This is a genomic window from Legionella birminghamensis (genome assembly GCF_900452515.1).
Taxonomy (GTDB): domain Bacteria; phylum Pseudomonadota; class Gammaproteobacteria; order Legionellales; family Legionellaceae; genus Legionella_C; species Legionella_C birminghamensis.
On the sequence record NZ_UGNW01000001.1, the window covers coordinates 2166231 to 2190637 of the forward strand.

A 24407-nucleotide genomic window follows, 5' to 3' on the forward strand; every position below is an offset into this window, starting at 1 on the left:
AATACTGACTTCAAAAACTAAAAACTTGCAGCATCCATGACTATAAATGAAATAATTACTATATGCCATGGTTAGCGCCGGGTATTATAAAACGCCCAATGCAAGAGAAATATTTATTTTCTAAACAAATCGATGCATTATTGCACAAATAGAGCACTATTGTTCTATACTCCTTAAGACAAGCGATCATCTTGCTTGGTCAAAAATATCGCAGTCTTAATCAGTGGAGTCCGTTGTATGAATCGTTTTATTCTGGGTTTAATTCCTTTTGCAGTTTTCACCACCTGTTATGCTGATAATGATGTTTCAAGCATTAGCGGCAGTAAAAATAAAAATATTTTACTTTATTTTAATGGTGCCCCTGAAGCGAATACAGGCACACCAGCACCCAAGTGGAAATCCTTTAACGATTGGTGTGGAACAACCTGCTTTCCCACCACTATGTTCCCTTTAACAGATCCGGTAACCAACAAAACCGTAGGCACAGCCAGGGTATGGGGTAAAGACATGAATATCTCCGCCGATGGAGATACTCTCTGCTTTACCGAATTTATAGAATATAAGCTAAGCGATGGCGTCATTTATACCCTTGGCAGACAGGCAGGAACCTGTGGAACGTTTATGGATGCAACATTGGTACCTCCTATTAGTGTAAAAGAGCCAGGTGTTGAGGAGCTGGCAGGGGGAGGAGATGGTGATATTGTCGGTGGAGAAGGTAAGTTTGCCAAAATTAAAGGAACCTATAATGACAGGGTTTTTGTTGAATTTATGAACCGCTCTACTATCGTTTACTACGATGCACTATTTTTTAATCTGATGATTAGTAAATAGCTGGCAAGCATTTCCTAAGGGACGACTCCCCGCGGCATTGACCGCGGGGCCCACATTAAGCCTGTTAAGAATATCAGTCTTGCTAATTATAATTTTCAAAGACCTGTTTTTAACTACCTTTTCACTCGCTATTTTTCGGCATCATTGCAAAATTCACAGCGCATGTTCGACCACCAGGCATGGGCCCCGCGGTCGTTGCCGCGGGGATTCGAAGTATAGCCGCGGGGATTCGAAGTATATGGCGCGGGGATTCGATAATAGATGCCGCGGGGATTCGATAGTAGATGCCCCGAGGGTCGATTGTTGGCGTCTTAACTCTGGAGAATACTCAAAGGATTTCATGGAACAAAGCTGTTAAACAAATATTGCTCATCAAAGTAATCGGTATCTTGAAAAACGAGAAGCTCATTAACTGTTGCAGGACTATTATTTTCCAAAACAGGCTCTAATCCGTCTTCATGCTGAGAAATATCAATCGTCTCGGACAGGAACTCTTCTATCTCTAGAATTGGCGCTTCCGGTTTTTCTTTTATTTCTATCCTGCGCTTCTTGGCCGGCGGTTGCTTCAATAAAGAAAGATGCTCGAAGTAACTATCTAATATTCCCTGCCAGCGACTAAATCCTTTATCTTTTTTCTGCCCGGGACAAAAAAACTTTGGATTCAATTCTGCCATGACAATTCCCAATATTTTATCGACATCGACAAGTTGCTTATCTTGTAGTATTTCATCAATTTTTTCACAGAAGAGATCTTCTTTGAAAAATTGGGTAAAGCCAAGCAAGCGGACACAGTGTTTGACAATAGCAGGCATTTCACTGTCCAGTGTTATCACGGGTTTATTTTTTTCAAGCTCGCTAAGCCTGTTAGCCAGAAGATTTCCCTCCGCTTCACTTATAAACAATATTGCCTTTTCCCCAAACCCCCTCTTTTTCGCAATGTATTTGCTGTAATACTCAAAATAGACCAACGATTCCGGCAGACGCGTGTGCATCTGTACCATTCTATTAAAATAAGTCTTTAAACTACCAGCGGTAGAGACTCGTAAAACGTAATAGTTATTGCCATTAATTTGTTCTTTTTCAAAACAATGGGGAAAAAATATTTTCCCCGGGAGAAAGAACCTGTTCGTAGAATGGATGGGATTTTCAACTTTTTGTTTCATTATATGCTGAGACGGCTATTGCTGTTCGTTATGTAGTGTTCACGTCATTATCTTATAGAACACAAAGAAACTCAATCGACCAAATAAGAGCCATAAAGTTTGAGATTCAAATTAACTGCTGAAATGACTGTAAAAAACCGTTGAGGCTACGATAGTGTGAAGCGCTTGTGAGTGCCGCGGTGAAAGAAGCTCCGGAAGCACCGAGGATTTTACTCATGGAATCGCCCGGCCCCAAATCGACTATCAGATCATATTGATATTCTTTAATTAAATTGCACACATTAAACCAATCCAGACTTTGCTGTAATTCCTGAGCTAATAATTTTCGCTCCTCTTCCGCTGTATACACTTTTTTCAAGATTAAAGGATTGATGATGGGATACTCCATAACACAATCTGAATAGGATTTATTCAAAAATTGCTTAAAATCAGAACTAGCCTGCTGATAGAAAGGGGTATGGGATGGCAAATGAATATTTAAAAACTTTGCCTGCCGCATCCCTTCAGATGAAAGCCGCTCGACTAACTGCTTCAGATCAGCGCATTTTCCACCAATAACCAGGTGTTTATGCGAATTGATAATAGCAATATAGCAATGCGATTCGGCAATTAAAGTTTGAATGTTATCCCAGTCAAACTCCCCTTTTATCGACATTAAATCATAGTTATCTACTATTGCCGCTTCGGAAATTAGAGCATTCATTAATTGCGTTCTTTGTTCAAGCAGTGCAATGCTTTGTCCGGCATCTCCATGAATACTTGCCAGAAATGCACTCACCTCCCCCAAACTGTAGCCCGCCAGTTCTATCTGATGATTCGCCAGAAATGGCCTGATTTTCGAAAACAAAATCAATTGATAACAGCCAATAATAATTTGGGCAAAACGGGGTTTGTCAATAGGGAGGTTCGGGCCCCGCAGGTTTAATTGCGACATGGACGAAAACGACTCCATCAGGGCAAGCGTTTCCTGATCCTCCTGAAAATAATCAAAGAGATTATTGTCCTGATATCCCTGGCCCGCAAAGATAAATAGAATTCTCACGCTTGTTTTCCAAAAATTTGCCGAAGAAAAAAAAGTAGGGCCAGCATATCGGCCACTCCGCCGGGACTGATGTTAGCTTTCGAAAATAACACATGTAAATGTCTCGCTGCCTCAATTGATTTTTCACGGTTATCAGAGGAAATTTCTTGCTGAATATGGGAGCGAGCCAAGGCAAGCCCCGCAGGCCCTGTGCGATACAATACATTGATATCATCGAGTGCGAGGAGAAAACGCTGATAGGCCAACAGGCCAAAAAAAACACTGTCTTGATGGATTGTAAAAAGATCAGTGTAGGCATCAAAAACCAGCTGATACCCGTTGATCGCCATTTGCCTGGCATCCGCTACGGCATATCGTTGCTTAACAACCGCGCCATGAGTATTTCCATTCACATGTTCTTTTTGTAAATACTGAGCCCAATGCTCCATTATAGCCAATTGCAAATCCCTCAGCGAAAAGCGGGCAAAGCGCCTGCTCAAATTGCAAATCGTAGCGCACATAATACCCATTGAAAAAATAGCGCCCCGATGGGTATTAATTCCACCGGTGATTTGCTGCATGGTCTTTTCTGCCTTTATTCCCAAGGGTAGGAGATTTCGCGGCACAAGCTCCTGGGCGGCCTGACAGCCGAGTTTGAAGAAATAATGCCTCAGGCCAAACAGACTGCGAAAAAACAAGGGACCGTCCATGTCCTGATGCGCACCGCTGTCAACAAAACTCACCAAGCCTGGCTTAGGGTATAAAGCCACTTCCTCATATAAAGCACGTACCGCTTTTTTGGCATAAAAACGGGCGAGCTGATTAGGGCTAGAAAAGGAGTGCTGGAAATGATGCATATAAGCGGTCTCTTGTTAATAAACTCAACTCACGAATCGATTTAAATAAAATGGATTCATTCGCTGATAAATATAACAGTTCTTTCCAGGAGCAATCACCTGCTCCCGAAAACCGTATCTCCCCGTCAATGGCCTGCTTCGGAAATTGGGCTTGTAATTGGCTATATAAGTCTGCTAAGGCGGATAAAGACTGATTGTCATAGGTGACTAGTAAATCCAAATCAGACTGGGGCTGGATATACATTTCCTTTGTCAGATACTGCCAGCAATAGGAACCATATACTCTGATTTTGCTGCTGCCCAGATGGGGAAAAATCTCACTAAGTAATGGCAGATCCCTTGTTTCCCTTATCGCTGAACAGGATACGATAAAACTGACACGTATTTTTTTAGCCTGCTCAGGCAGAACATAAGGAATGGCCAGCTGTATTTCCCCTGCACCTAGCTGCGGCTTCTGGCGGGTGACAATCAATGGATAGCCGCAATGGAGCCAATATTGAAACAAGCGGAGTTGCTCGGCAGAGCAGTTGTTAACAGGGACACTTTGTTTATCCAGATAGCATAAGCTGTGTCTTAAATAAGTCATAAACTTTCAATCGTTTTGATGATGTTATAGGCTTCTTTCCGACCACCGTAAGATTGGCCAAGCTGAGCCCGTTTATCTTCTTTTAAACTGGGCTCTTGCAGGCAATTGAGCAATTCAGAAGCCACTTCATCAAGTGCCAGCACCTTGTGCAAACCGCCAAGACGCTGAAAATTTTCAACTCCAGGAGCAAAAACAGGAGAGGTCTCGCTAATTTTTCTCAAGATATCAATATCGATTTTGGTTACCTTAGACATCCCCTCCAGCCACATGACCGCCAACTCTGTACCCTTCAGAGCAAAAATTCGATCGGACATCATACCAAAAGCGATGAAACTGCCGCCTATTGCCTGATTGTAGACCAGGGTAATCAGTCTATTGCCGCTTTCACGTGCCAGATGCAGACATTTTAATAAATGCCCAAAATAGGCATACATCCCTAACCACTCATCGCGCATCGATAATTTTTGGCCTGTCACATTGGTAAGAAGCAGTATGGGATCTCTGTCGCCGCTTTCAACAAGAGTCAAAACATGTTTCGCCATTTCCATGGCTTCATCTATCCCAAAATCCGTATTTTCAACCGTTCCCAGAATATTAAAACGCGTATTTTGTATTTTCCCGCTGCCATGGACAACGTTCTGATTGACTTCGGTTTCAGTACTATCGAAGCATTTATCAAGCAGCAATTTTAAAGAAATGTTATGGTCTGGCATTTGGGTTTTCCTTCATTAAATCCAGAAACTGTTCATCTGAACAATTAAAAATATCCTGCTCATACAAATCCGGATGATATTTTTTCAACCATTCCCCTTCTTCCTGACAATCACCTGCAGAAGCGATTCGCTTTTGCAGGAACTCATGCTCTTTAAGCAGTGACTTTAAATCCAGTTTCTGTAAATCAGAATTTCGCATGGCTTTTTGTATGGCATTCAAGACATCTGTCATTCTTTGGCCAGTGTATTCCTGAACGGCAGCCTGAAGATAGCGCGTGCGTCCTCCATAAACACGCCATACCAGCGGCCGATTGCTGCTGTCAAACACCTCAGCGCCCTTAACAGCCTGAATTACTTCGGCACCGGATACGCCAATTCGGGCGTTTTGACTCGCAATCAGATAATTTAAGGTGCCGCTGATGATACCCATGCCGCCATACGCACCATTACTCCCGCAAATTACACCGATTGTTTTAATCCCCGCACTTCTGGCTTCAAGAATGGCGCGAATAATTTCTGAAATTTCGATTTCCCCGACATTGGCTTCCTGCAAGCGCACCCCGCCGCTGTCAATTAAAAACAAAATGGTCGACAGTTCCTGCTTTATTGCATATTTGATAAGCCCAATTATTTTCGCTCCATGCACCTCGCCAACTGCCCCGCCAATGAAATCTTTTTCCTGGGAAACAATCGCCAGCTTTTTACCGTCAATGGATGCAGTACCGATAACGACTCCATCATCACTTCCCACCTGCATACTCAGTTGCGGTAATGTCGGACTTGGCGTGTTTTCTTCGAGCAGAAACTCGGAGAAACTGTCCTTGTCCACCAGGGAATAGATACGGCTGCGTGCCGTTGCTTCGATATAGCTATCTTTCCTCTGGTAGCCGGTTTGATAGGTTTCAATGGCCTGGCGCAAACGAAGTGCAACAACAGGGGGTGTTGCCCCTGCATCGTTGATGCGAATTTCAAGCCCTGCATAGGGATAATCCTCTACGAAACGCTCAATTACCGCGTCCCAGCTTGTTTTAAAACCGGGAACTGCTGTATTCACTTCAATCCCCGTATGCCCCGCTTTCGGCCTGACAATCACCTCAAGATTTCCCGAACCGGCCACCCCTACTTTGGTAACTGGCTCATCTGGAAGTGATTTCGGCAGATCAAAGCTGTATTGATACTTTTCCATAGTTCTTACCAACTTCTGAATTTATTGGGCGGACAATAAAGCCCTTTTGAAATTTCAACCAAATCGTGAATGCTTTTCGCTGCCAGCAAGTCGCGATCTGCCTCTTTCAATTGAATCCCCAAATCCTCGGGGCGCTGAATAATGCCGCGGGAACGAAGCTCATCTGTTTTTGCCTTGTCGCGTGCAAGACCCATTGGCGTGTACCCGGCAACGCCGCGGATAGCCTGTTCACGCTCATTGATATCCTTGCATAAAAGCAGATTTGCAATGCCCTCCTCGGTGACGACATGCGATATATCATCGCCATAAATCATAATGGGCGGCAAATCTGCATGCATTTCTTTCTGCAGTTCCCAGGCATCCAGTTTTTCCACAAAAGTCGGCTTGCCAGCGCTTTGGAAGGTTTCAACCATTTGAATGACCAGTTTACGCCCTCGCGGCATTGCCTGAGGATTATGACTGTTTTTTTCCTGACCGGCCTTTAGCCAGGCGTAGGAAGAATGCCTCCGGCCAAGCGTATCACAGCCCATATTAGGCGCGCCGCCAAAGCCGGCAATGCGGCCTTTGGTCGCTGTTGAGCTATTTGCCTGGGCATCCATTTGCAGGGTTGCGCCAATAAAGACATCACAGGCATAATGCCCGGCAAGCTGTCCAAATAATCGGTTAGAGCGAAGCGATCCGTCACGGCCAGTGAAAAACACATCTCCCCGAGCCCGTACGTACTCATTCATTCCCACTTCACCGCCTACGCAGAAAATAGAGTTTACAAATCCATCCTCAATTGCAGGAATTAGAGTCGGCAGCGGATTAACCATCCAGTGCTGGCAGATTTTACCTTTTAATCCCAGTGAATTGGCATAGGTGGGGAGGATAAGTTCTATAGCACAGGTGTTAAAGCCTACGCCATGATTAAGGCGGTTCACCTGGTAAGGGGCATAGATCCCTTTAATCACCATCATCGCCATTAAAATTTTAACTTCATCAATCTGTGCCGGATCACGGGTGAACAGCGGTTCAATGTAGGAAGGTGTTGGCGCTTGTACTATGACATCCACCCAATCCCCAGGAATATCCACTCTGGGTAACTGCTCGACGACTTCATTGACCTGAACAATGACCAATCCGTTTTTAAATGCAGTGGCTTCAACAATACTCGGGGTTTCCTCGGTATTGGGACCGGTGTACAAATTACCCTGATGATCCGCTTTTTCTGCGGTGATTAAAGCGACATTCGGCGTCAGATCCATTGCATAGCGCGCATATAACTCGTTGTAGGTATGGATATTGCCAATTTTTAACTGATTTTGCTGGATCATAATCGCCAGACGCGTGGCCTGCGGCCCGGCGAAAGCAAAATCAATTTTCTCAGCGATCCCCCGCTCAAATAGATCAAGATGTTCCGCCAGGGTTACCGCGGACTGAATCATGTGCAAACCGTACACTTTTTTTGGGTTGAGCGCACATAAGCTGCGCGCAAGAAAATCAGCCTGTTTCTGGTTATCCCCTTCCAGGCACACTTTGTCATAGGGCTTAATGGCTGTTTCAAGTAAAGGAAGAATATTGTTTATAGAGGTAAGTTTGCCATTCTCCAAAAATGGCTTGATGTCGCGAAGCCTGGCTTCGTATTCCTGGCGATTTTTATTCCAATCCATAGTCATTTCGCAAAACAGCTAACTGAGGGTTAACTGTAGCATGAATCGATTGGCTGTACAGCCATTGGAATGTAAACACCTGTTTTGCTATGTCATCTAGCACTATAGCTGAGTATGGGTCCCGCGGTCGAAGACGCGGGAATTCGGAGTTAGGATGCACGCGGGCATTAACCCGCTCCGAATCCCCGCGGCACCGACCGCGGGGCCTATGCCTGGTGGAGAATATGCGCTTAAGGTGAACTCCAATGTTGCCGAATTGCAATTAAAAGCAGTTAAAAACAAGTCTTTTAAACGTTATCCTTAATTAGCAAAACCGATATTCTAAATAGCTTCGTGTGGGTCCCGCGGTCAAAGCCGCGGGAATTCGAGCTATTATGCACGCGGGAATTCGGAGTTAGGATACACGCCGGAGTTAGGACGCACGCCGGAATTGGAGCCCCCCCTTTATTTCTTACAATCCAAAGAAGTTTGCTCCTGGACATCCTTGCTTTTGCGCGTTTTTACTTTCAAGGTTGATTCTCCAAACAAGGCCGGGCTAAGCACCACATCTTTTTCCTTTGTCTTTCCGCTCTCCTCTTTTTTAGAAGCCTTCCGCTCAGTTTTCTTCTTTTTCTCGTTGAAGAAAAGCTCGCCGGAATATTTAGCAGGAGCAGAAACGCGGCGTCGTTTTTTATCATTTGGGTTCACGGGAGGTGTATATTCGCCAGCTTCGATTTTCTTCCATAATTCAAGCGGTGATAATACAGGATTCCTGGCATTTTCAGAGGATTGGGTTATCTGAACGAATAGACTGTAATGATTTAAAAGTGTTTTTATATCCGGTTTATGCATATGACTTCTTTTCGCAATCTCATCAAATAGAATGCGGCAGTGATCCAGTTTATTCTCTCCTATCAGCCTGGCAATTTTGTCTGCTGCCCTATCATTGTGATTAAGCAAACTGGATAGGACGGCAGGCGTGAGGCCTTTAATCAGTTCTTCCAGACAGTCGCTTTTATCCAGCTTCAATGCCCAATCAAAAGCCGTCATCTCATCATCATCGGCCAGTAACAGGTTCGCATCGACCTTAAACTCACTAATAATTTTGCGTCTTGAATTTGAATCGCCAGTGCTAACGCCATAGTATTCACCCACCATAACCATATGAAGGCTGGAGAAACCGGCACGCCGCGATTGCATCAAAGGATCTGCATTCATTTTCAGTAATGCGACAACGCCTTCATAATGGCCCAGATAGGAGGCCACCATTAAACTACTAAGCCGCTCAGTGGTTCTATTCTCCTGTAATTGATTATCTTCTTTAAGGAAAAGGACAGGAAGATCCGGGTTCTGCATTGATCTGACCACAGGTTTGTTGGCTAAAATATCAGCTAAAGCCACCGGTACAATACTATTTTCAAGCTCGTCAAAATATAAACCATGCAATTGGCCCGGCTTATTTGCCTTCTCATCCTCTCCTCTATTATCAAATTGAATCAGGGTATCGGAATATTCCTCCCGATATTTGTGTAAAAGTTGTCTGGAATTGTAGGGACCATCGGATTTATGCAGAAAAATCTTTTGTATGTCTTCGCCATATTCATAGGCTTTTCCATAATCAACCAGTATTTGCTCTCCGGGATTAATATCCCTTGTTGCGGTAACCACAATTTCCTTTCCAATTGTTCCTGTAGTTTCTACGAATCTTCGAATCTGGTATTCTGCATTCGTTACGTTACCCTCATTGAAAAAGCGGGCAACATTGCCTGTTTTCCTGGCGTCAATGATAGTTTTGGAGGAGCCAATGCGCATAAAATAATGCGTCTGTCCCTGGTATTTTGGATTAGTTTTGGCCTCATCCTCAGTTAGCTCATCGCCCACATAGACCGTAAAAATTTCCCCTTCCTTTATTCTTTCTCTGGCCACAGCGCCCTTACCACCAGATAACAAATCAATCCCGACTACGTCCAGTTTATTATTCTGATCATCAATATGCTTCCTATATTCAAATCCCTCTTGAGAAGCCAGCTCCGCTAGATGCTCATCGTTATCCATGTGAAATACAACAGGCTCTTCTGGGGCAGGCGTTAACAGGGAATCGAAATCAATTTTTCCATTTGGTTTAAATAATACTGCGGGCAAGTCTCCAAGATCGTCATTGTCTGGAATTTCTTCTATCTCAGCTGGATTTGAAGCAACTGCAGGCGCTAGCATGTCTCGATTGAATATTTCCTGCATTCTCTCCCAGCCGCTTCTTATTACCCCCCATAGAGCCCTTGCTGCAAATGTAGGGTTATTCCTTTTGAGTTCTTGCTCTAAATTTGTGCACAATTGTTTCAGGAATACGGTTTCTTCAATGGTAGAAATCGCTTGTTTTACAGGAAAAGAATTTCTCGAGACGCTATTTCTAACACTTATCATATCGTAGGCTGTCAGAATATAGGATCCTGCTCTGTCCCGAATTTGGCTAAGAACTTGTTGTCGTAACAGCCCTGCGTTTCCGGCAGGAATACTTTCTGTAAAACCTGCTGTCATTAGAGTCGAGATAGCAGATTCTAATAAATGGTGGGCATTTCGCAGTAAAATAAATAAATCATTACATTTCTGAAGAATAATAAAGGAATAATAAATATCCGACTGCGCAAGTCCTGTAGTCTGGGAAATATGTTCATTGTACATTTGAACAACAGTTCGATAGTCCGGCAAGTTCGCATCATCCAAGTCTAAATCCTCAATATTGAACTGTTTTTTTACTTCATAGTAAACAGCAAACTCCAGGATCAGAGGCATGGAAATATGCGGGATTTTTTCATGTACTTTTTTTATGAATGCGTCGTTTAGAAAAAATAAATGGCTATACATGTGCAATTAATCCATGATCAAATTGCTTAATATTATAACATATAGAACATTAAGAAAACATTATTGCCTTTTAAATACTCCCCAACGGGGTTTTTGCATCGATTCAATTAAATATGCCAGGTCAGAGTAAAATCAAAAACGTTACCGTTTATTTTTTCCTTACCTTTTTCGAACCCTACACTTGCCAGTCTGTTAATAGGGGCATTTGAAAACGCATGGCCGTAAATAAATTGTCCCTTTAATGTCTCTGTAAATGCATAATCAAAACCTGCTCCTACGGCAACTGATTTGTAGGATGCCAGCCCTGCACTTCTGTAAAGGATAGTTTGTGGGCTTTGATGATGTTCTGCCCCTAATGAAAGCCCCAATTTATCACTTGATTGATAGCGGACACTCAGGCCATATATCCATGTATTATTAAAAAACTGGGGGACAACATTGCTTTTCCCCAAAGCCGTATTTTCTAAAACCAAATTTTTAAAAACATCCCACCACTGGTATCTGACGCTCCCTTTTACCCGCCATTTTTCCTGGATAGTCTGGGCAATACTGAAGGTTGCGATTGCCGGGAGCGGATACGAAAGTGCGTAGTTTTTACTTTGAGCCATCCCCCAGGTACTTGTCCCTTCAGTGTGATGAATGATTTTTGAGAAATAACTTAAGTCCAAGGTTGTTTTGGTAGGCGCAGTATATACGGCACCCAGCCCCCAACCTAAGGCCGGATGATCGTCGGAGGAATGATTTTTTAATTCGCCATATGGATCAACAACATTATCCAGTTGCACTTTATAAGCAGTGTCAATATTCATAGCAGCACCAATCGCCAGGTTTTCATTGACCATGTAGCTCAATTTTGGTGTAACATCGACTGCCTGGAGCACAATAGCAGTTGAAGCATACCGAATCATACTATTCACCGGGAATACAATATTGATGTATTCAAGATGGGTTACATCAACTGCCCCAACCCATTTTGGATGGAAACGATAGGCAAGCCTTCCATAAGGATAGTTATACCATTGTTTGCTGGTTGAACTACCGGACAATGGACCAACAACACCATTATAGGTATAAATGCCATACAAAATGCTATTGCCAATAATAGCTTCCGCTTTTTTAACAGTATTATTAATAAGGGAAGGATTGTCATATGCCAAATCGATTAATTTTTGATAACTGGATGCATATGCTAGCTGCCATGCATCCAGCAGACCCAACCCCACAACAACAGCCTTGATCGTATTTAATCGCATGCCTTTCCCTGGATTAAGTAGATTGATTCAGCTGACACTAATTATGATCAAAATATTTTTGATTAGCTAGCCCAACGTGCATTGGCTGCGGACTGTGACTTAACTTTAACCTACATACTGCGACTTAACTTTAACCTACGTACTGCGACTTAACTTTAACCTACGTACTGCGACTTGTTCGCAGTATCCCAAAATGCTCTTAAAAGCTCTGGATTGATCAGCCCTTGTGAGCTGGATACTGCGGACAAGCCGCAGTAAGTATGCGGAGCATGCTCTCATATTCAGGATCCCGCTAACCGGCAAAACAGGTTAATCTGGCTGAGCTGTTCCACCGAAGTGGCTGTGGCATTGATTAGTTTAGGGCAATAAACCACAATCGCCAGGCATTTCGCTCTGGAAACTGCCACATTAAGGCGGTTTTTGTCTAATAAAAAGTCCAGCCCTCGAGGTGACTCCTCTGCATCGCTGGCACACATGCTTAAAAATACGATTGCCTCCTCCTGCCCCTGGAAGCGATCCACAGTACCCACTTTGGCCTGTACCCCCAAGGCATAGTGAAGTTTATTGACCTGATGATTATAGGGGGCTACAAACAGCATATCCTCCCAAGTTACGAGTTTTTCCTGGCCTTCTTTCTCAATATAGACGCGGCCTAATAATTGCTGCGCCAGACTTTTAATGGTCTCGACTTCCTCTTCACTTGCCTGAGTATTTCCCTCATGTTCAATGGGTACAGGGATAATGCCTGCCTCTTTATTGAGGATCCCTTCATATCCGGCAGGAACCCGAATGATCCGCTGATGATTATCTGCTGCTGTTTCGAGCTTTCCCTCATAAATCATTTCACTGATAAATTCATTTACCGCCGGATGCATGCGATAGGTTGTGCCGAGAAAAATCCCTGCTTCTTCCGAAATCGTAGGGCTATGATGCAATAAATAATCAAGAATAGAAGAGCCGCTTTCTTCAGGATGGCTTCCCTGGCAGGGCTGGGGCAGCTGCATCTGATCCCCCATGAGTATAATGTTTTTGGCGGATTGGCTCATCGCGATTAAATTGGCAACACTGACCTGCCCTGCTTCATCAACGAATAAATAATCGAACTGCTGCTCTAACTCTGCCCGGGAAAAGCCCCAGGCCGTGGAGCCAATGACGCAGGCCTTTTGCAATTCATCGATGATTTTATCGTTTTTAACCAGCTTGATATTTTGCCTTTCCAGCATCCCATCGCTTTCCCTGGTGGAAACAAAATGCCCCTGAATGCCTTGTTCCCGGCAATATTCTGCTGTACAGCAGAGTAAGTGGTTCAATGCTTTGTAAGCATTGGAAGTAATGGCAATTTTTTTACCCTGCGAGATTAACTCCGCAATGATATGTTTGGCAGTATAAGTTTTTCCAGCGCCTGGCGGCCCTTGAATAACCAGATAGCTTTCATCCAGGTGCAGCACTGCATCAATGATCTGGCTTAATCGCTCAGCCGGGTTGTGACTTGGGGCAATGGCCTGGCCATATAGCCTGTTTTTTATCCGCGGATAAGATCGGCTTAGAAAATCGCCAATCGCCGTATTATTTAATCGATCGTGCATGAATCGCATGGCTTGCGTATAAATTGCAGACGGGATGGGAGCTGGATTGATATAATCATCGGGAATTAGTGTGATAATCTCCTGCAGTTCTTCCTTCATCTGTAAGGCAATTAAGCCCTCATTGAGCTGGCTTCCTTCTTTATGAAAAGTCACTTTCAGATGTTTTCCCTCTGGATTTTTCTTTCCTAATACATAATAGGAACTGGCATTTGCCTTGAACTCCTGTCTGGGATCAAAGGCATACTCATAAACTTTCAGCCGTGCTTTTGGGCTGGGTAAATAAGGCTCTTTTTCAGTGCGCTTGCAATAAGCCAGGCATTCGATATCCTCCAGAAGCTCCTCTTCGTCCATGTCGAGGCGTTCATACAGTTTCCAGATAAGCGGTTTGGCTTCACGCCGATGAAACTCGAGACACCAGGCAAGTAATCTTGCTATAGAGGCTTCCTCTGGCACTAGCTCCTCAGATATGTTCAATAACTTATCGCGCAGTTGCATAGCCTCCGTCACTTCTTCCCTGATTTCAGGCTCTATATAATCAGGCTTTCCGCGAAACACAATGCCAGCCTCTGATTGTCTTTTTCTTAGCCAATCGACAAGCTCCTGGGTTGAATCACAATCATCCCGATTATAATCCCGTATTGCCTTAAGGATTTTTGATGATTTCCAATCGAATCCGTCAGGATTTTCACGCCAATACTCATATACCGCAACCGAATCCCCGCCGCTTGCTACTTCGGTCTCCCGTTTGGGACGGTACAGATGTTCAATATTTTTTATTGAATAACGCGGCTCCCCGACCAATAGCGCATTTTTTACAATTTTGTATAAATCGACAAATACTTCATTGCGAAGCAGTTGATCGACTTCATATTCACAGACTCCATATCGTCCCATCAACCGGCGGCATGCGGTGATTTCATAACTGGCATAATGGTAGATATGCATATCAGGATACAGCATCCATCGCTGATAGACCCAGTCTATAAATGCAGCAAAACAGGCTTTTTCCTCTTCCGGATTATGGGCCCAGAAATCCTTAAATGCCCTGCTGCCGTCTTCTGCAAAATAGGTCACTCCCCAAAGGTATTCCAGTCCGCCCTCATAAAGGGGATCTCCTTCTATATCAAAAAATATATCGCCGGGAGAGGCTGGCGGGAGTAAGGAAAGCCCTGCGTCCCTGGAGTTTTCGAGCAATTTGAACAAGGGGATCGCGTGATGTTTACTGGCTTTTTGAATTTGAGCCTGTGCTTTTAAGCGGACAAAAACTTCCTTACTGAGGCCCTTTATTGAGCCAGGATGCTCAATCAGGCCCTGCATAGTGAAAACCCCTGCCTTGTTCAATTTTTTAATCTGGGTTTTACGAATATTTGCAATCTGCGCCAAATGATCGCGCTCTTCGAACAATTGTTTGACGTAAGTGGTCCATCTGCCGTAGGTGCCTGAGTTGGAAGGATCTGGAGATAGACTGGCGTTAAATTGCTGATGCGCTTTCAGAAACCTCTCTTTAATTTGCTGGTAGTAATAAAAATAATCCCTCAGTGGAAAGGTTTTGTTTTCTCCTGAGCCCAGAGAAATGGTGATCTTTTCAGGTCTTTTGCCCTGGATTGATTCGAGCATTTCTGAATAACAACAAAGTTGCAGGATAAAATCTGGTTTAATACTCCTGGCGAGCTTGGTATCCCACACTTCATAATGATAATCACCCAATAGGCTTTGCCCCGGCACTTTGACAAGGAAATCTGCACGCCCTCTAAACGGTAACAGTGCCAATGGCGCCTGATAGATGATACCCGCACCCGCTCTCATTGATTCGATGCAATCATCCAGAGTGTTACACTGTGCCAGATTAACTACATGAAGACCCTCCCCGTCAAACTGCAGTAACTTCCCCAACTCATGAGACTCCCCTTGTTTCTGCAGTATAGTGCTCATTGGATCGTCTGCATCCGGAGAAGGTGATAAATCTGGATTAGTTAATGCCAGGTGTTCCATCCAGGAAGCAAAAGGGCTTTTGCTGAAAAGCGTTAAGTCGGAAGGAGAATATACCAGATCTCCTGTTTCAAAATGCATAATGGTCTCTGATTATCGATTCAATTAATGCATTCTACAACCAGTCTGCACGCAGGTCACTTCCGTCTTGATTTAGATAATGCTGGGCTTTACAGCCCAGCCTACTTTAGCGTAAAGAAGTAGAGGCATTTTCCTCAGGGGATTCTTCTACGCTGGATTCGGCAGTTTTCATATCTGAACTGGATTCATTTTCGGCCATAGCGGATTCAAGATCTTTCGTCATATCGGCATTCTTTGCTACAGTATCCGCAAGGGCGAAGCTGTTGGCATTTCTGATAACCTGATCACAGGTCTTGTTATTTGCATCAAAAGCATTTCGATATTCGTCATAGGCTTTCATGCTGGCCGAGTCGTTTTGATCTTTAATTGAACAGGCGAAATCATAGGCTTTACTATTGGCCAAGTCATTCTTTTCTTTGATAGCCAAGGCATCTTCATAACTCATTTCTCCAGCCCTATAGCTGTCAAAAGCGGCTCGCGACTCTGCATTATTGCGATCGCAGGTTTCATTATATGCCTTAAAGGCTTCGTCGCTTTTAGCATTATTTTGCTGATGGATGTCAAGATAACCTTTATAGGCTGCCTCATTTGCAGTTTGCGTTCGAGCCATTACCTCAAATGGGGAGGAGGCCAGTAAATCCTTACTGGCTTTTTGCATTCTCTCAATATATTGTTCCAGCAACTTTATTAGCTGACGCTGCAGTTTCTCAGCATCTTCTTCGGTAAGATTCATATCAATTAACCGTGTATTGGGCTTTTATTAGTATAGTAGAAGAACAATTACTAATCGAAGGATTGCGGCTTGGCTCTGGACTGCTTGAGTTTACTTTGCTTTGATTTTTCATCCAGCATTCTTTGTTTGGCGCGCCGCGATCGCCGTCTTTTCTGCCTTCTTAACTTTTCAATTTGCTGCTGCTGTTTGGATTTCTCATCGCTGATTAAGCTATTTAATTTCTCACAAAGCCGCATTCTTGCAAAATAACGATTGTCTTCCCGGCTTCGCGCTTCCTGGCATTTTACTTCAAGGCCGGATGGAATGTGCTTGAGATAAACTGTTGAAGCGGTTTTATGTAAATTCTGCCCGCCTCTTCCACTGCCGATAATGAATTTTTCAAGCAAATCATTTTCATTAATTTCAAGACGCGCCATCCACACAGCCAGACTGTTCCACTTTTCGTTAGTAATCATATTGGTAAGACAATTCTGCCAGTCCAGTGATCTGCCGGTAGTAATGCTTGTACTGTTCGGACTGCAAAGACGAATAATTTAAATTTTTTAATAAGCTGGTTAATTTAACAAAAAAACCACGCGCAGTCTCTTTTTCTTTAAAATCATATTCTTTATTCATTATATTAATAAGCAAATTAAATAGTGCTTTCTGCCGGGAAATCGGCACTGAAACATCGACAGAATCATAGGCATCCTGCTGCAGATAAACCGTATCCAGCATTAATGCTTTCTGATAGCTAATATAATCGGACATAGTAATACCCTCTTCACCAGTCACCTGCATCATGTTGAAAATATCCTGCCCCCGATGCAAGAGGGCTGTCGCCTGCTCCACTTTTGCAATCCAACCCGGCTCAAGATTATTTTCAAACCAAGGCTTTAGCTGTTCCACATAGCGCGACCAGGAAATTAAAGGATCAACTGCCGGATAATACCGTTTATAGGCTCGATCGTAACTTAAACCAAGAAATGTTTTAACAGCACTTAAAGTCGATTGCGTTACTGGCTCTTCAAAATTACCCCCTGCAGGGGACACAGTTCCTACGATGGTAAGACTGCCATTTGACAGGTCCGGGGATTCGATAATCCCGGCTCGTTCATAAAGACCATGAATACTGCTGTTCAAATAAGCTGGAAACCCCTCTTCTCCGGGAATTTCTTCCATGCGCCCTGAGGTCTCGCGCATGGCCTGTGCCCAGCGTGAGGTCGAATCAGCAATCAATAGCACATTAAAGCCCATTTGACGATAATATTCTCCCAATGTAATCCCTGTATAAATGGACGCTTCCCTCGCTGCGACCGGCATTGAAGACGTATTGCAGATGATAATTGTCCTGTCCATCAAGCTGCCGCCTGATTTAGGATCAATTAACTTGGGAAATTCGGTAATAGTCTCAACTACTTCTCCAGCCCTCTCGCCGCAGGCTACCACAACCACAATATCAACGTCTGAATAACGGGCTATCAGATTTTGTAAAACTGTTTTGCCTGCCCCAAAAGGTCCGGGTATACAAGCCGTTCCTCCCCTGGCAATTGGAAAAAACGTATCAATCAGTCTTAAAGTTGTTATCATTGGCTCTGAAGGATAAAGCCGTTTTGTGAGATTATTATTCATGAGTGCCTGAGATATTGACGCACGGACAGGCCAGCGCTGAATCATCGTAATTTCATGGTTTCTATGATTTGAATCGCTTAGTTTTGCAATAGGCATCTCGGCTGTAAATGAGCCCTGCTGTATCCACTCTACACGCAAATGCTTTCCCATATCAAAGGGAACCATAATTTTATGCGTTAACCGGCCTTCCTGAACAGTGCCAAGAACGCTGCCAGCACTAACTATGTCCCCTGATTTTACCAAGGCAGAAAAAACCCATTTCTTATCCAAATTGACAGGATTTTCCCGAATACCCCGCGGAAGAAAATATCCATATTGGCGTGCAAAATCATGAAGCGGATTTTGCAATCCATCGTACACCATTCCCAGAAGGCCAGGTCCCAGGGTGACAGAAAGCTGCTTTCCGGTTTGCAAGACCGCATCACCAACAGCTATTCCATTTGTTTCTTCAAAAACCTGTGCGATAGCCGTATCCCCGCGAACGTGGAGGATTTCAGCCATAATTTCCTCCTGGCGTTCTCCTTCTGCTTGCAGGGGACATATATAGATAATTTCATTCTTTGTGATTGGCTGATTTCCCTCTTTTCTTATATGGACAATTCCTTCCTGAATAGCAATTACTCTCGCAGTTATTGGGTTATTCATAATAATTAATCCTTTTAGTCATCCCTGCTAATTCGGTGAGCAGTCCCAAAGCAATTTGGGATAAAACATTCTGGATTGTCTCTCCAGGGCTTGCAAGACCGGTATTATGGCGCTTCGCTAATCGCTCTCACCAATTTTTCCACTTCGTCGCTCAGATTAGCTTCACTATAACCTGACCAGTACTGGATGATATTCCATCGCAGCACATAAATCACAAGCGCTTCAAAATCAAAATAGTGTCCCGTCTCTATTCTTGCCAGATAGCGCCAGACTTCTGTCAACACAAACTCTTCCACCACTGCGCTATTGTTTTCGTGAATGTCCGTGTTTATTTTCGGCAGCCAGGGATAGACGTTTTTCAGGCCAAACTCAGGCTCGTCCCATTGGTTAATGAGCCGTCTTCCCCAGCGGCTAATCCAGTAGTCTTCAGGGATTTCAGGTCTTCGCCGCTTTGAATTGCGCATTCTGATTGCTGCCAGAATACTTCGAAAACCGAGAAACCAGCGCATGATATTACCAATATAATCGCCTGCATGCTCTGCGAGCTTATGGTAATCCGCTTTTGTTTGCTCAACCGACTGCATTGGATTGAACCAACTTTTCCATATAAGCGTTTCAATAGCATAAAGTTGGCTTAACTGCTCTTTGGGAAGTAACTGAAGACGCTTCTCCAGTTGGGTTCTGGAAATAGGCGGGGCACTCACTTTAAAATGCCTGGGTATGCGCGGCAAGCTCGAAACTAGCATGTAAAATGGGCTGCTCATTGTAATAAACCCTCTAAAAGGGCTCTGAAACGAGGCTGCATATGCTTCACAAGTAAACTGCTTACGGCCTCTTCGCTAAGATCTAAAACAATGTTCTCCTCCTGGAGATGCACTTTAATGCCAGCAGGTTTATTGGCATCAGGATTTATCGTTACCCTCATGCCCGCCTTAAGCATTTGGTGCGTAATCGATTGCACCAGTTCCTTCAGGGGGTCCTTGTCCATCAAATCAGGATTTTTACGTATTTCCTCGAAACTTAGCACCTTTCCCGGCAACAGAATATCCACTTGGTTGCTCTTGAAGTTTTGCAGTTGCTCTTTTGTATCCGCAGCAATCATCAGGATTAATTGCCTTAAAAATGCCTCGTTGTCTAACTCTTTGCGGGTAATTCGGCCTATTTCTTCGGCAAAACGATGCATTAAATTTTGCCTCAGCTCCAGGCGCATATTTCTTGCCGCAAGCTGCAATGCATCCTCAGCGGCCTTCTTTTCAAGCAGGATTTGCTGATGTACCTCTTCAAGTAAACGTTGTGATTTCATTTGCGCTTCATTGAGAATTTCACTGGCCTTTTTATTAGCCTCATTGATCAGTCTGTCGGCTTCTTCTCTACCGGCTTCTACGCCTTCCTGCTTTAATTGTGCAATCAGACTCTCAATATTCTGTGAAATTATCGCGGGGGATTTATCCTGACTGGCATCCATAGAAAGCTCCCTATAATCCGGTACTCAGTACCAAAGCAAATACAAAGATAAACACTGCAAACCCCTCAACAATTGCTGCAGGTGCGATTGACAAACCAAAAATCTCTGGTTTGTTTTTGGTTGCATTAATCGCACTGGCACAGCAAATACCTTGTTGGATGGCACAGAGCATAAGGGCTATACCGCTCAATATGCCAATGCCGAATAATCCCCCCGCTACGGCAGGGGTGACGGCACGATTGAGAGAAAACATAATAACAATTCCCATAATTGCCTGGGTGGAAGGAAGTACTGATACACCGATGTATTTACCATAGCCGCCCTCCATATCTAGCATTGCCCCAATTGCAGCCTGGCCTGCAATTGCGCAACCGTAAATGCTGCCAATGGTTGCAAGCGCCATTGGTGCCGTTATCCCCATCCATCCCAGCATTATCATCAAATCATTCATGCGATATCTCCTGCTTTTTAAACGGCTGATAGTTATATCCATCTTCTTTGACAGACCATTTGAAAAACTCAATATAATTTAAACGAAGGCCATGTATCAAAGCACCCATAAGGCATAGAACAAAATTTAATGTCTGGCCGAGCACTAAAACCAGCCCAGCCAGCAACCAGCTGGATTCTGCAATATGCGATGCCATGGTATTAAAAGTCAGGGCCAGGGAAGCACCTGCGAGCCCTAATGCAAACAGGCGCAGGTAACTAAGAATGTCCCCAAACAGGGAGGGCAACTCCATTAAGGCTGCTAAGCCGTGGAATCCTCTAAGCATCAATGATTTAAAGCCCTTCACCGGCTCGTTCGAAGCAAAAAACAGCATTATTATGAGGCTGATAATTAATAAGGAGATACCGCCCTTCGCAATCCCGTTATTATGGTTCATTAGACCGTATCCCCAGACTAAGGCCGCAATAATGAATAGTATTATGCCAATTGCCTTGATTCGTTCGCTGACATCCTGGGCAAACCAGGCACGCATGCCGCTTGCAATGCAGATGTGAAGACAGCCGATTACAATCACCAGAGTCATCATCGATTTAAAATTTTGAATATCTATAATTTTTAACCGGGCCAGCAGGCTGCCAGCTTTCGGTTCAAGGCCCCAGTAACTACCCAGAAGTACACCATAAATGATCGAAAAAATACAAATCGTAAGCAATAAAGGTCTTAACCAGGCCAATGAGTTTCGTTTACCCAGGTTTTTCCAACTAAACAGGGTTAATACTGCGAGAATGATTCCATAGCCTGCATCTGCCAGTATCATTGCAAAAAATACTGAGAATGAGAAAAAAACCATAACAGAGGGATCCAGGCTATGGTAACCTGGTGTTTGGTAAAAATTTACCAGCTTTTGCCCGCCGTCCATCCAGGAATAAGTCTCCAATAGCGTAGGCGGTAACTCCCCTGCCTTTGGATCTTCTATCGTCAGCCCCAGTTTCTCTGCCTTGCAGAATGAGCACATCGCATCAATTTGAGATTGCGGCACCCATCCCTGTAACAGAAAGAAATTATGATTATCACTGACTTTTTCCAGAGCATTATTAAATTGACTGCGATCGGTAAATCGCGCAATCTCCTGTGACAATAAAAAGCGATAGCGCGTCAGATTCCGGCGTTCATCAACCAGCTCATCAATCTGTTCATTGACTGCTTCCAATTCACTGTATAAACCATTTAATGGGATGGCCCCGGTATGAATACGCCGGGAACAGAAAGCCTCACCCTGGGGTTCTTCCCGCGCGAGTATAACAAGAAATATAAAGCGATTATTGCGATAGACTTCCTGAACCACCTTATCATTGGGTATCATTGCAGCTTCCTTGTAGGAGAGCTTATAAAACCATAATTTGATACCGGCAAGCCCTGTCTTCTCAGGTAGTTGAAAATTGCCCCACTCCGATAACTGGTGAATCCGGCTCATTAGAAAATCCCGTTTATCGACGTACTCCTTCATTTGTTTTTGATTGCTTAAAATGCATTTAACAATTTCATCTGGATTAAACTGTTTCCATTGCAAACGCTGGCGTCCTTGCTCCGGTGAATCTTTGAGGTAACGCAGTGCGCTGTTAATTTCCTCCAGTAGACTGGTTGAAATGCGGGTTAAAGCGGATTTGTCCTGTGGTTTAAGAGAAATTAAATGCATACAGCCTAATGCCTGTAATTTATCTATTACCTGATTTTTATTGCGGTTGCTGGCTAAGACGGTTAATTTTTTAAAGGAAACAATGCTCATGATACCGGCCTTTTCCTTTTAGCTATCTTTGAACTGACTACTCCAGCCCGCTCATTATCGGACAGAAAAATCTGTATCAGACGGATTTGCTTTAAAGCCTCAGGAATTAATACTTTTTCAAATAAATTTTTTCGCTGTGTCACTGTTTTAATTTCCCCGGCTAAAATTTCCTGCGCTGATAATAAAAGTTTTATTTGCAGTCCAAGCTCGACAAGCGCTCTAATTAAGGCGATCGCTGTTTCAAACCAATGAGGCGTATTCAGGTAGGCATACTCTTTGATGTTAAACTCTACAGAGCCGAACACTGGTACTTTTGCGCCGACAATATTTTCTTCATGAACATTGATGCTTTGTATGCTAATCAACCGTCCAAGCTGTGGAAGCATCGCGGAGGCCATGGGCAAATCATTTTGTATTGTTTCTTTTATTCGCAGTTCTTCTGCTTGTACATGCTTTATCTGCTCATCCAGCTGGACCCGAACTGATAATAACTTTTTTCTTTTTAACTCGAGTGAAGGCAGATAGCGCTCATAATTTTTTAAATTCTTTTGTTGAAGACTCAATGCGCTTTTATTCAATTTGACTTGCGTCATCTTTTTCTCCCGGCACCTGAACATTAAAATATTTAGCGATTAATTCTTGTTTAATTAACAATTCATTTTCATGGAAACACTCAGCCAATGTTTTCCAACTCAAATCCAGTGCCTTTTCCAAAGACAAAGACACTTTGATATTCATAAAGCGATCGCGAAAAAGCTGGCCGAATTTTAGTAAGCGCTCGTCATATTCAGTAATTTCGAATGCCATGGCCTGTTTCTGCTCAGCTTCGCAGGCGGCCGAAAAAAAACGAATCATGGTATTCATGATTTGCCCATGGTCATCACGTGTCTGCTTGCCAATCACATGTTGCTTTAGCCGCGACAGCGAACCGAATGGATCAATTGTTCCGGAATGTAAATAAAGCTGACCTTCAGTAATGTAGCCAGTGTTATCAGGAACTGGATGGGTTACATCATTACCCGGCATGGTAGTTACTGATAGAATAGTTACTGAACCAGCTCCCTGGAAGTCGCAGGCTTTTTCATATCGTCTTGCCAATTGAGAATATAAATCGCCCATGTATCCGCGATTCGAAGGGATACGCTCCATAGCAATCCCCACCTCTTTCAGGGCATCAGCAAAGGCAGTCATATCCGTTAGCAAAACCAGCACCCGCTTACCTTCCTCAACTGCCATTTTTTCTGCAACTGCCAATGCCATGTCCGGAACCAGCAATCGCTCTAGAATCGGATCTGAGGCCTGGTTGACGAACATTACCGTGCGCGCTATTGAGCCATGATCTTCAAATGTTTTACGAAAGGCATAATAATCATCAAACAATAAACCCATTCCGCCAAAAATAATCATGTCGGCATCGGCCTGAATGGCAATTTTCGCCAATAATTCATTATAGGGCTCACCGGCAATAGAGAAGATGGGTATTTTCTGGCTTTCCACAAGGCAATTGAACACATCAATCATGGGGATATTGGTACGGATCATTTTCGATGCAAGGATCCGGCGGGTGGGGTTCACTGTTGGCGTGCGAATAGGTGTTTTATCTTCCTGTTCAAGCGTAGGGCCATCATCAATAGGCTTTCCAACCCCATTAAACACCCGTCCCAATATATCAGGCGTATAGCTGACCCTCATTGAATGTCCCAATAAACTCACAGAGGAATCTGTTGATAAACCTTTGGTGCTTCCAAATACCTGCAAGCTCGCAACATCCTGCTGCAAACTGATAATCTGTGCCAATAGTGTCATGCCTGAGGGAGTATGAATCAGCGCCAGATCATCTAGTCTGGGCACAGGAACAGAGTGGCTGCCAGGGGTCAGCGGTATAGCAATTTTAAGAATATCCCCTGTTATTTCCCTAATATTCCTATAATGGATTATTCCCATGTCTATCTCTCGA

The 24407-nt window shown here is 43.8% G+C and carries 20 protein-coding genes; 1 reads left to right on the plus strand and 19 read right to left on the minus strand.

What is annotated here, in order from left to right; translation table 11 throughout:
* The first annotated feature begins 237 nt into the window (after positions 1 to 237).
* Positions 238 to 831 carry a hypothetical protein gene (locus DYH42_RS09185; protein ID WP_058522143.1) on the plus strand — a complete coding sequence of 198 codons (594 nt, stop codon included), beginning with the start codon at positions 238 to 240 and terminating at the stop codon, positions 829 to 831.
* 338 nt (positions 832 to 1169) lie between these two features.
* Here the strand turns inward: DYH42_RS09185 and DYH42_RS09190 are convergent, their stop codons facing one another.
* From DYH42_RS09190 to DYH42_RS09280, 19 genes are all read right to left on the minus strand, one after another.
* Entirely contained in the window at positions 1170 to 1994 is an 825-nt protein-coding gene (locus DYH42_RS09190; protein WP_058522144.1) for a hypothetical protein, read from the minus strand.
* Positions 1995 to 2100: 106 nt separating this feature from the next.
* Positions 2101 to 3036, minus strand: a complete 936-nt coding sequence (locus tag DYH42_RS09195; RefSeq protein ID WP_058522145.1) for an ACP S-malonyltransferase — start codon at positions 3034 to 3036, stop codon at positions 2101 to 2103.
* A complete protein-coding gene (locus tag DYH42_RS09200; protein WP_058522146.1) occupies positions 3033 to 3872 on the minus strand; it encodes a triphosphoribosyl-dephospho-CoA synthase in 840 nt (279 codons plus the stop codon). The genes DYH42_RS09195 and DYH42_RS09200 overlap by 4 nt, the downstream gene beginning before the upstream one ends.
* Positions 3844 to 4458 carry a malonate decarboxylase holo-[acyl-carrier-protein] synthase gene (gene mdcG, locus DYH42_RS09205; RefSeq protein ID WP_058522147.1) on the minus strand — a complete coding sequence of 205 codons (615 nt, stop codon included), beginning with the start codon at positions 4456 to 4458 and terminating at the stop codon, positions 3844 to 3846. Before mdcG ends, DYH42_RS09200 begins: the two co-directional genes overlap by 29 nt.
* On the minus strand, positions 4455 to 5171 hold the full coding sequence (locus DYH42_RS09210) for a biotin-independent malonate decarboxylase subunit gamma (protein WP_058522148.1): 717 nt from the start codon (positions 5169 to 5171) through the stop codon (positions 4455 to 4457). Before DYH42_RS09210 ends, mdcG begins: the two co-directional genes overlap by 4 nt.
* On the minus strand, positions 5158 to 6357 hold the full coding sequence (gene mdcD / locus DYH42_RS09215; RefSeq protein ID WP_058522149.1) for a biotin-independent malonate decarboxylase subunit beta: 1200 nt from the start codon (positions 6355 to 6357) through the stop codon (positions 5158 to 5160). Before mdcD ends, DYH42_RS09210 begins: the two co-directional genes overlap by 14 nt.
* A gap of 5 nt (positions 6358 to 6362) precedes the next feature.
* Entirely contained in the window at positions 6363 to 8009 is a 1647-nt protein-coding gene (mdcA, locus tag DYH42_RS09220; protein WP_058522150.1) for a malonate decarboxylase subunit alpha, read from the minus strand.
* Between the two features lie 444 nt (positions 8010 to 8453).
* Positions 8454 to 10850 carry an SET domain-containing protein-lysine N-methyltransferase gene (locus DYH42_RS09225; RefSeq protein ID WP_058522151.1) on the minus strand — a complete coding sequence of 799 codons (2397 nt, stop codon included), beginning with the start codon at positions 10848 to 10850 and terminating at the stop codon, positions 8454 to 8456.
* Positions 10851 to 10957: 107 nt separating this feature from the next.
* On the minus strand, positions 10958 to 12103 hold the full coding sequence (locus DYH42_RS09230; protein WP_058522152.1) for an OmpP1/FadL family transporter: 1146 nt from the start codon (positions 12101 to 12103) through the stop codon (positions 10958 to 10960).
* A gap of 281 nt (positions 12104 to 12384) precedes the next feature.
* A complete protein-coding gene (locus DYH42_RS09235; protein WP_058522153.1) occupies positions 12385 to 15759 on the minus strand; it encodes a TM0106 family RecB-like putative nuclease in 3375 nt (1124 codons plus the stop codon).
* Positions 15760 to 15865: 106 nt separating this feature from the next.
* On the minus strand, positions 15866 to 16492 hold the full coding sequence (locus DYH42_RS09240) for a hypothetical protein (RefSeq protein WP_058522154.1): 627 nt from the start codon (positions 16490 to 16492) through the stop codon (positions 15866 to 15868).
* 50 nt (positions 16493 to 16542) lie between these two features.
* Positions 16543 to 16947 (minus strand): peptide chain release factor family protein, encoded by a 405-nt coding sequence (locus DYH42_RS09245; RefSeq protein WP_058522155.1) that lies wholly within the window; start codon positions 16945 to 16947, stop codon positions 16543 to 16545.
* Complete coding sequence (locus DYH42_RS09250) at positions 16937 to 18748, minus strand: V-type ATP synthase subunit A (protein WP_058522156.1); 1812 nt, start codon at positions 18746 to 18748, stop codon at positions 16937 to 16939. Before DYH42_RS09250 ends, DYH42_RS09245 begins: the two co-directional genes overlap by 11 nt.
* 104 nt (positions 18749 to 18852) lie before the next feature.
* Positions 18853 to 19512, minus strand: a complete 660-nt coding sequence (locus DYH42_RS09255) for a DUF2764 family protein (RefSeq protein WP_058522157.1) — start codon at positions 19510 to 19512, stop codon at positions 18853 to 18855.
* Positions 19509 to 20213 carry a hypothetical protein gene (locus DYH42_RS09260; RefSeq protein ID WP_058522158.1) on the minus strand — a complete coding sequence of 235 codons (705 nt, stop codon included), beginning with the start codon at positions 20211 to 20213 and terminating at the stop codon, positions 19509 to 19511. The genes DYH42_RS09255 and DYH42_RS09260 overlap by 4 nt, the downstream gene beginning before the upstream one ends.
* A gap of 10 nt (positions 20214 to 20223) precedes the next feature.
* Complete coding sequence (locus DYH42_RS09265) at positions 20224 to 20664, minus strand: ATP synthase subunit C (RefSeq protein ID WP_058522159.1); 441 nt, start codon at positions 20662 to 20664, stop codon at positions 20224 to 20226.
* The gene (locus DYH42_RS09270) at positions 20657 to 22450 is read right to left on the minus strand and encodes a V-type ATP synthase subunit I (RefSeq protein ID WP_058522160.1); all 1794 of its coding nucleotides are present in this window, start codon (positions 22448 to 22450) and stop codon (positions 20657 to 20659) included. Before DYH42_RS09270 ends, DYH42_RS09265 begins: the two co-directional genes overlap by 8 nt.
* The gene (locus DYH42_RS09275; protein ID WP_058522161.1) at positions 22447 to 23043 is read right to left on the minus strand and encodes a V-type ATP synthase subunit D; all 597 of its coding nucleotides are present in this window, start codon (positions 23041 to 23043) and stop codon (positions 22447 to 22449) included. Before DYH42_RS09275 ends, DYH42_RS09270 begins: the two co-directional genes overlap by 4 nt.
* The gene (locus DYH42_RS09280; RefSeq protein WP_058522382.1) at positions 23021 to 24394 is read right to left on the minus strand and encodes a V-type ATP synthase subunit B; all 1374 of its coding nucleotides are present in this window, start codon (positions 24392 to 24394) and stop codon (positions 23021 to 23023) included. Before DYH42_RS09280 ends, DYH42_RS09275 begins: the two co-directional genes overlap by 23 nt.
* Positions 24395 to 24407: the final 13 nt, after the last annotated feature.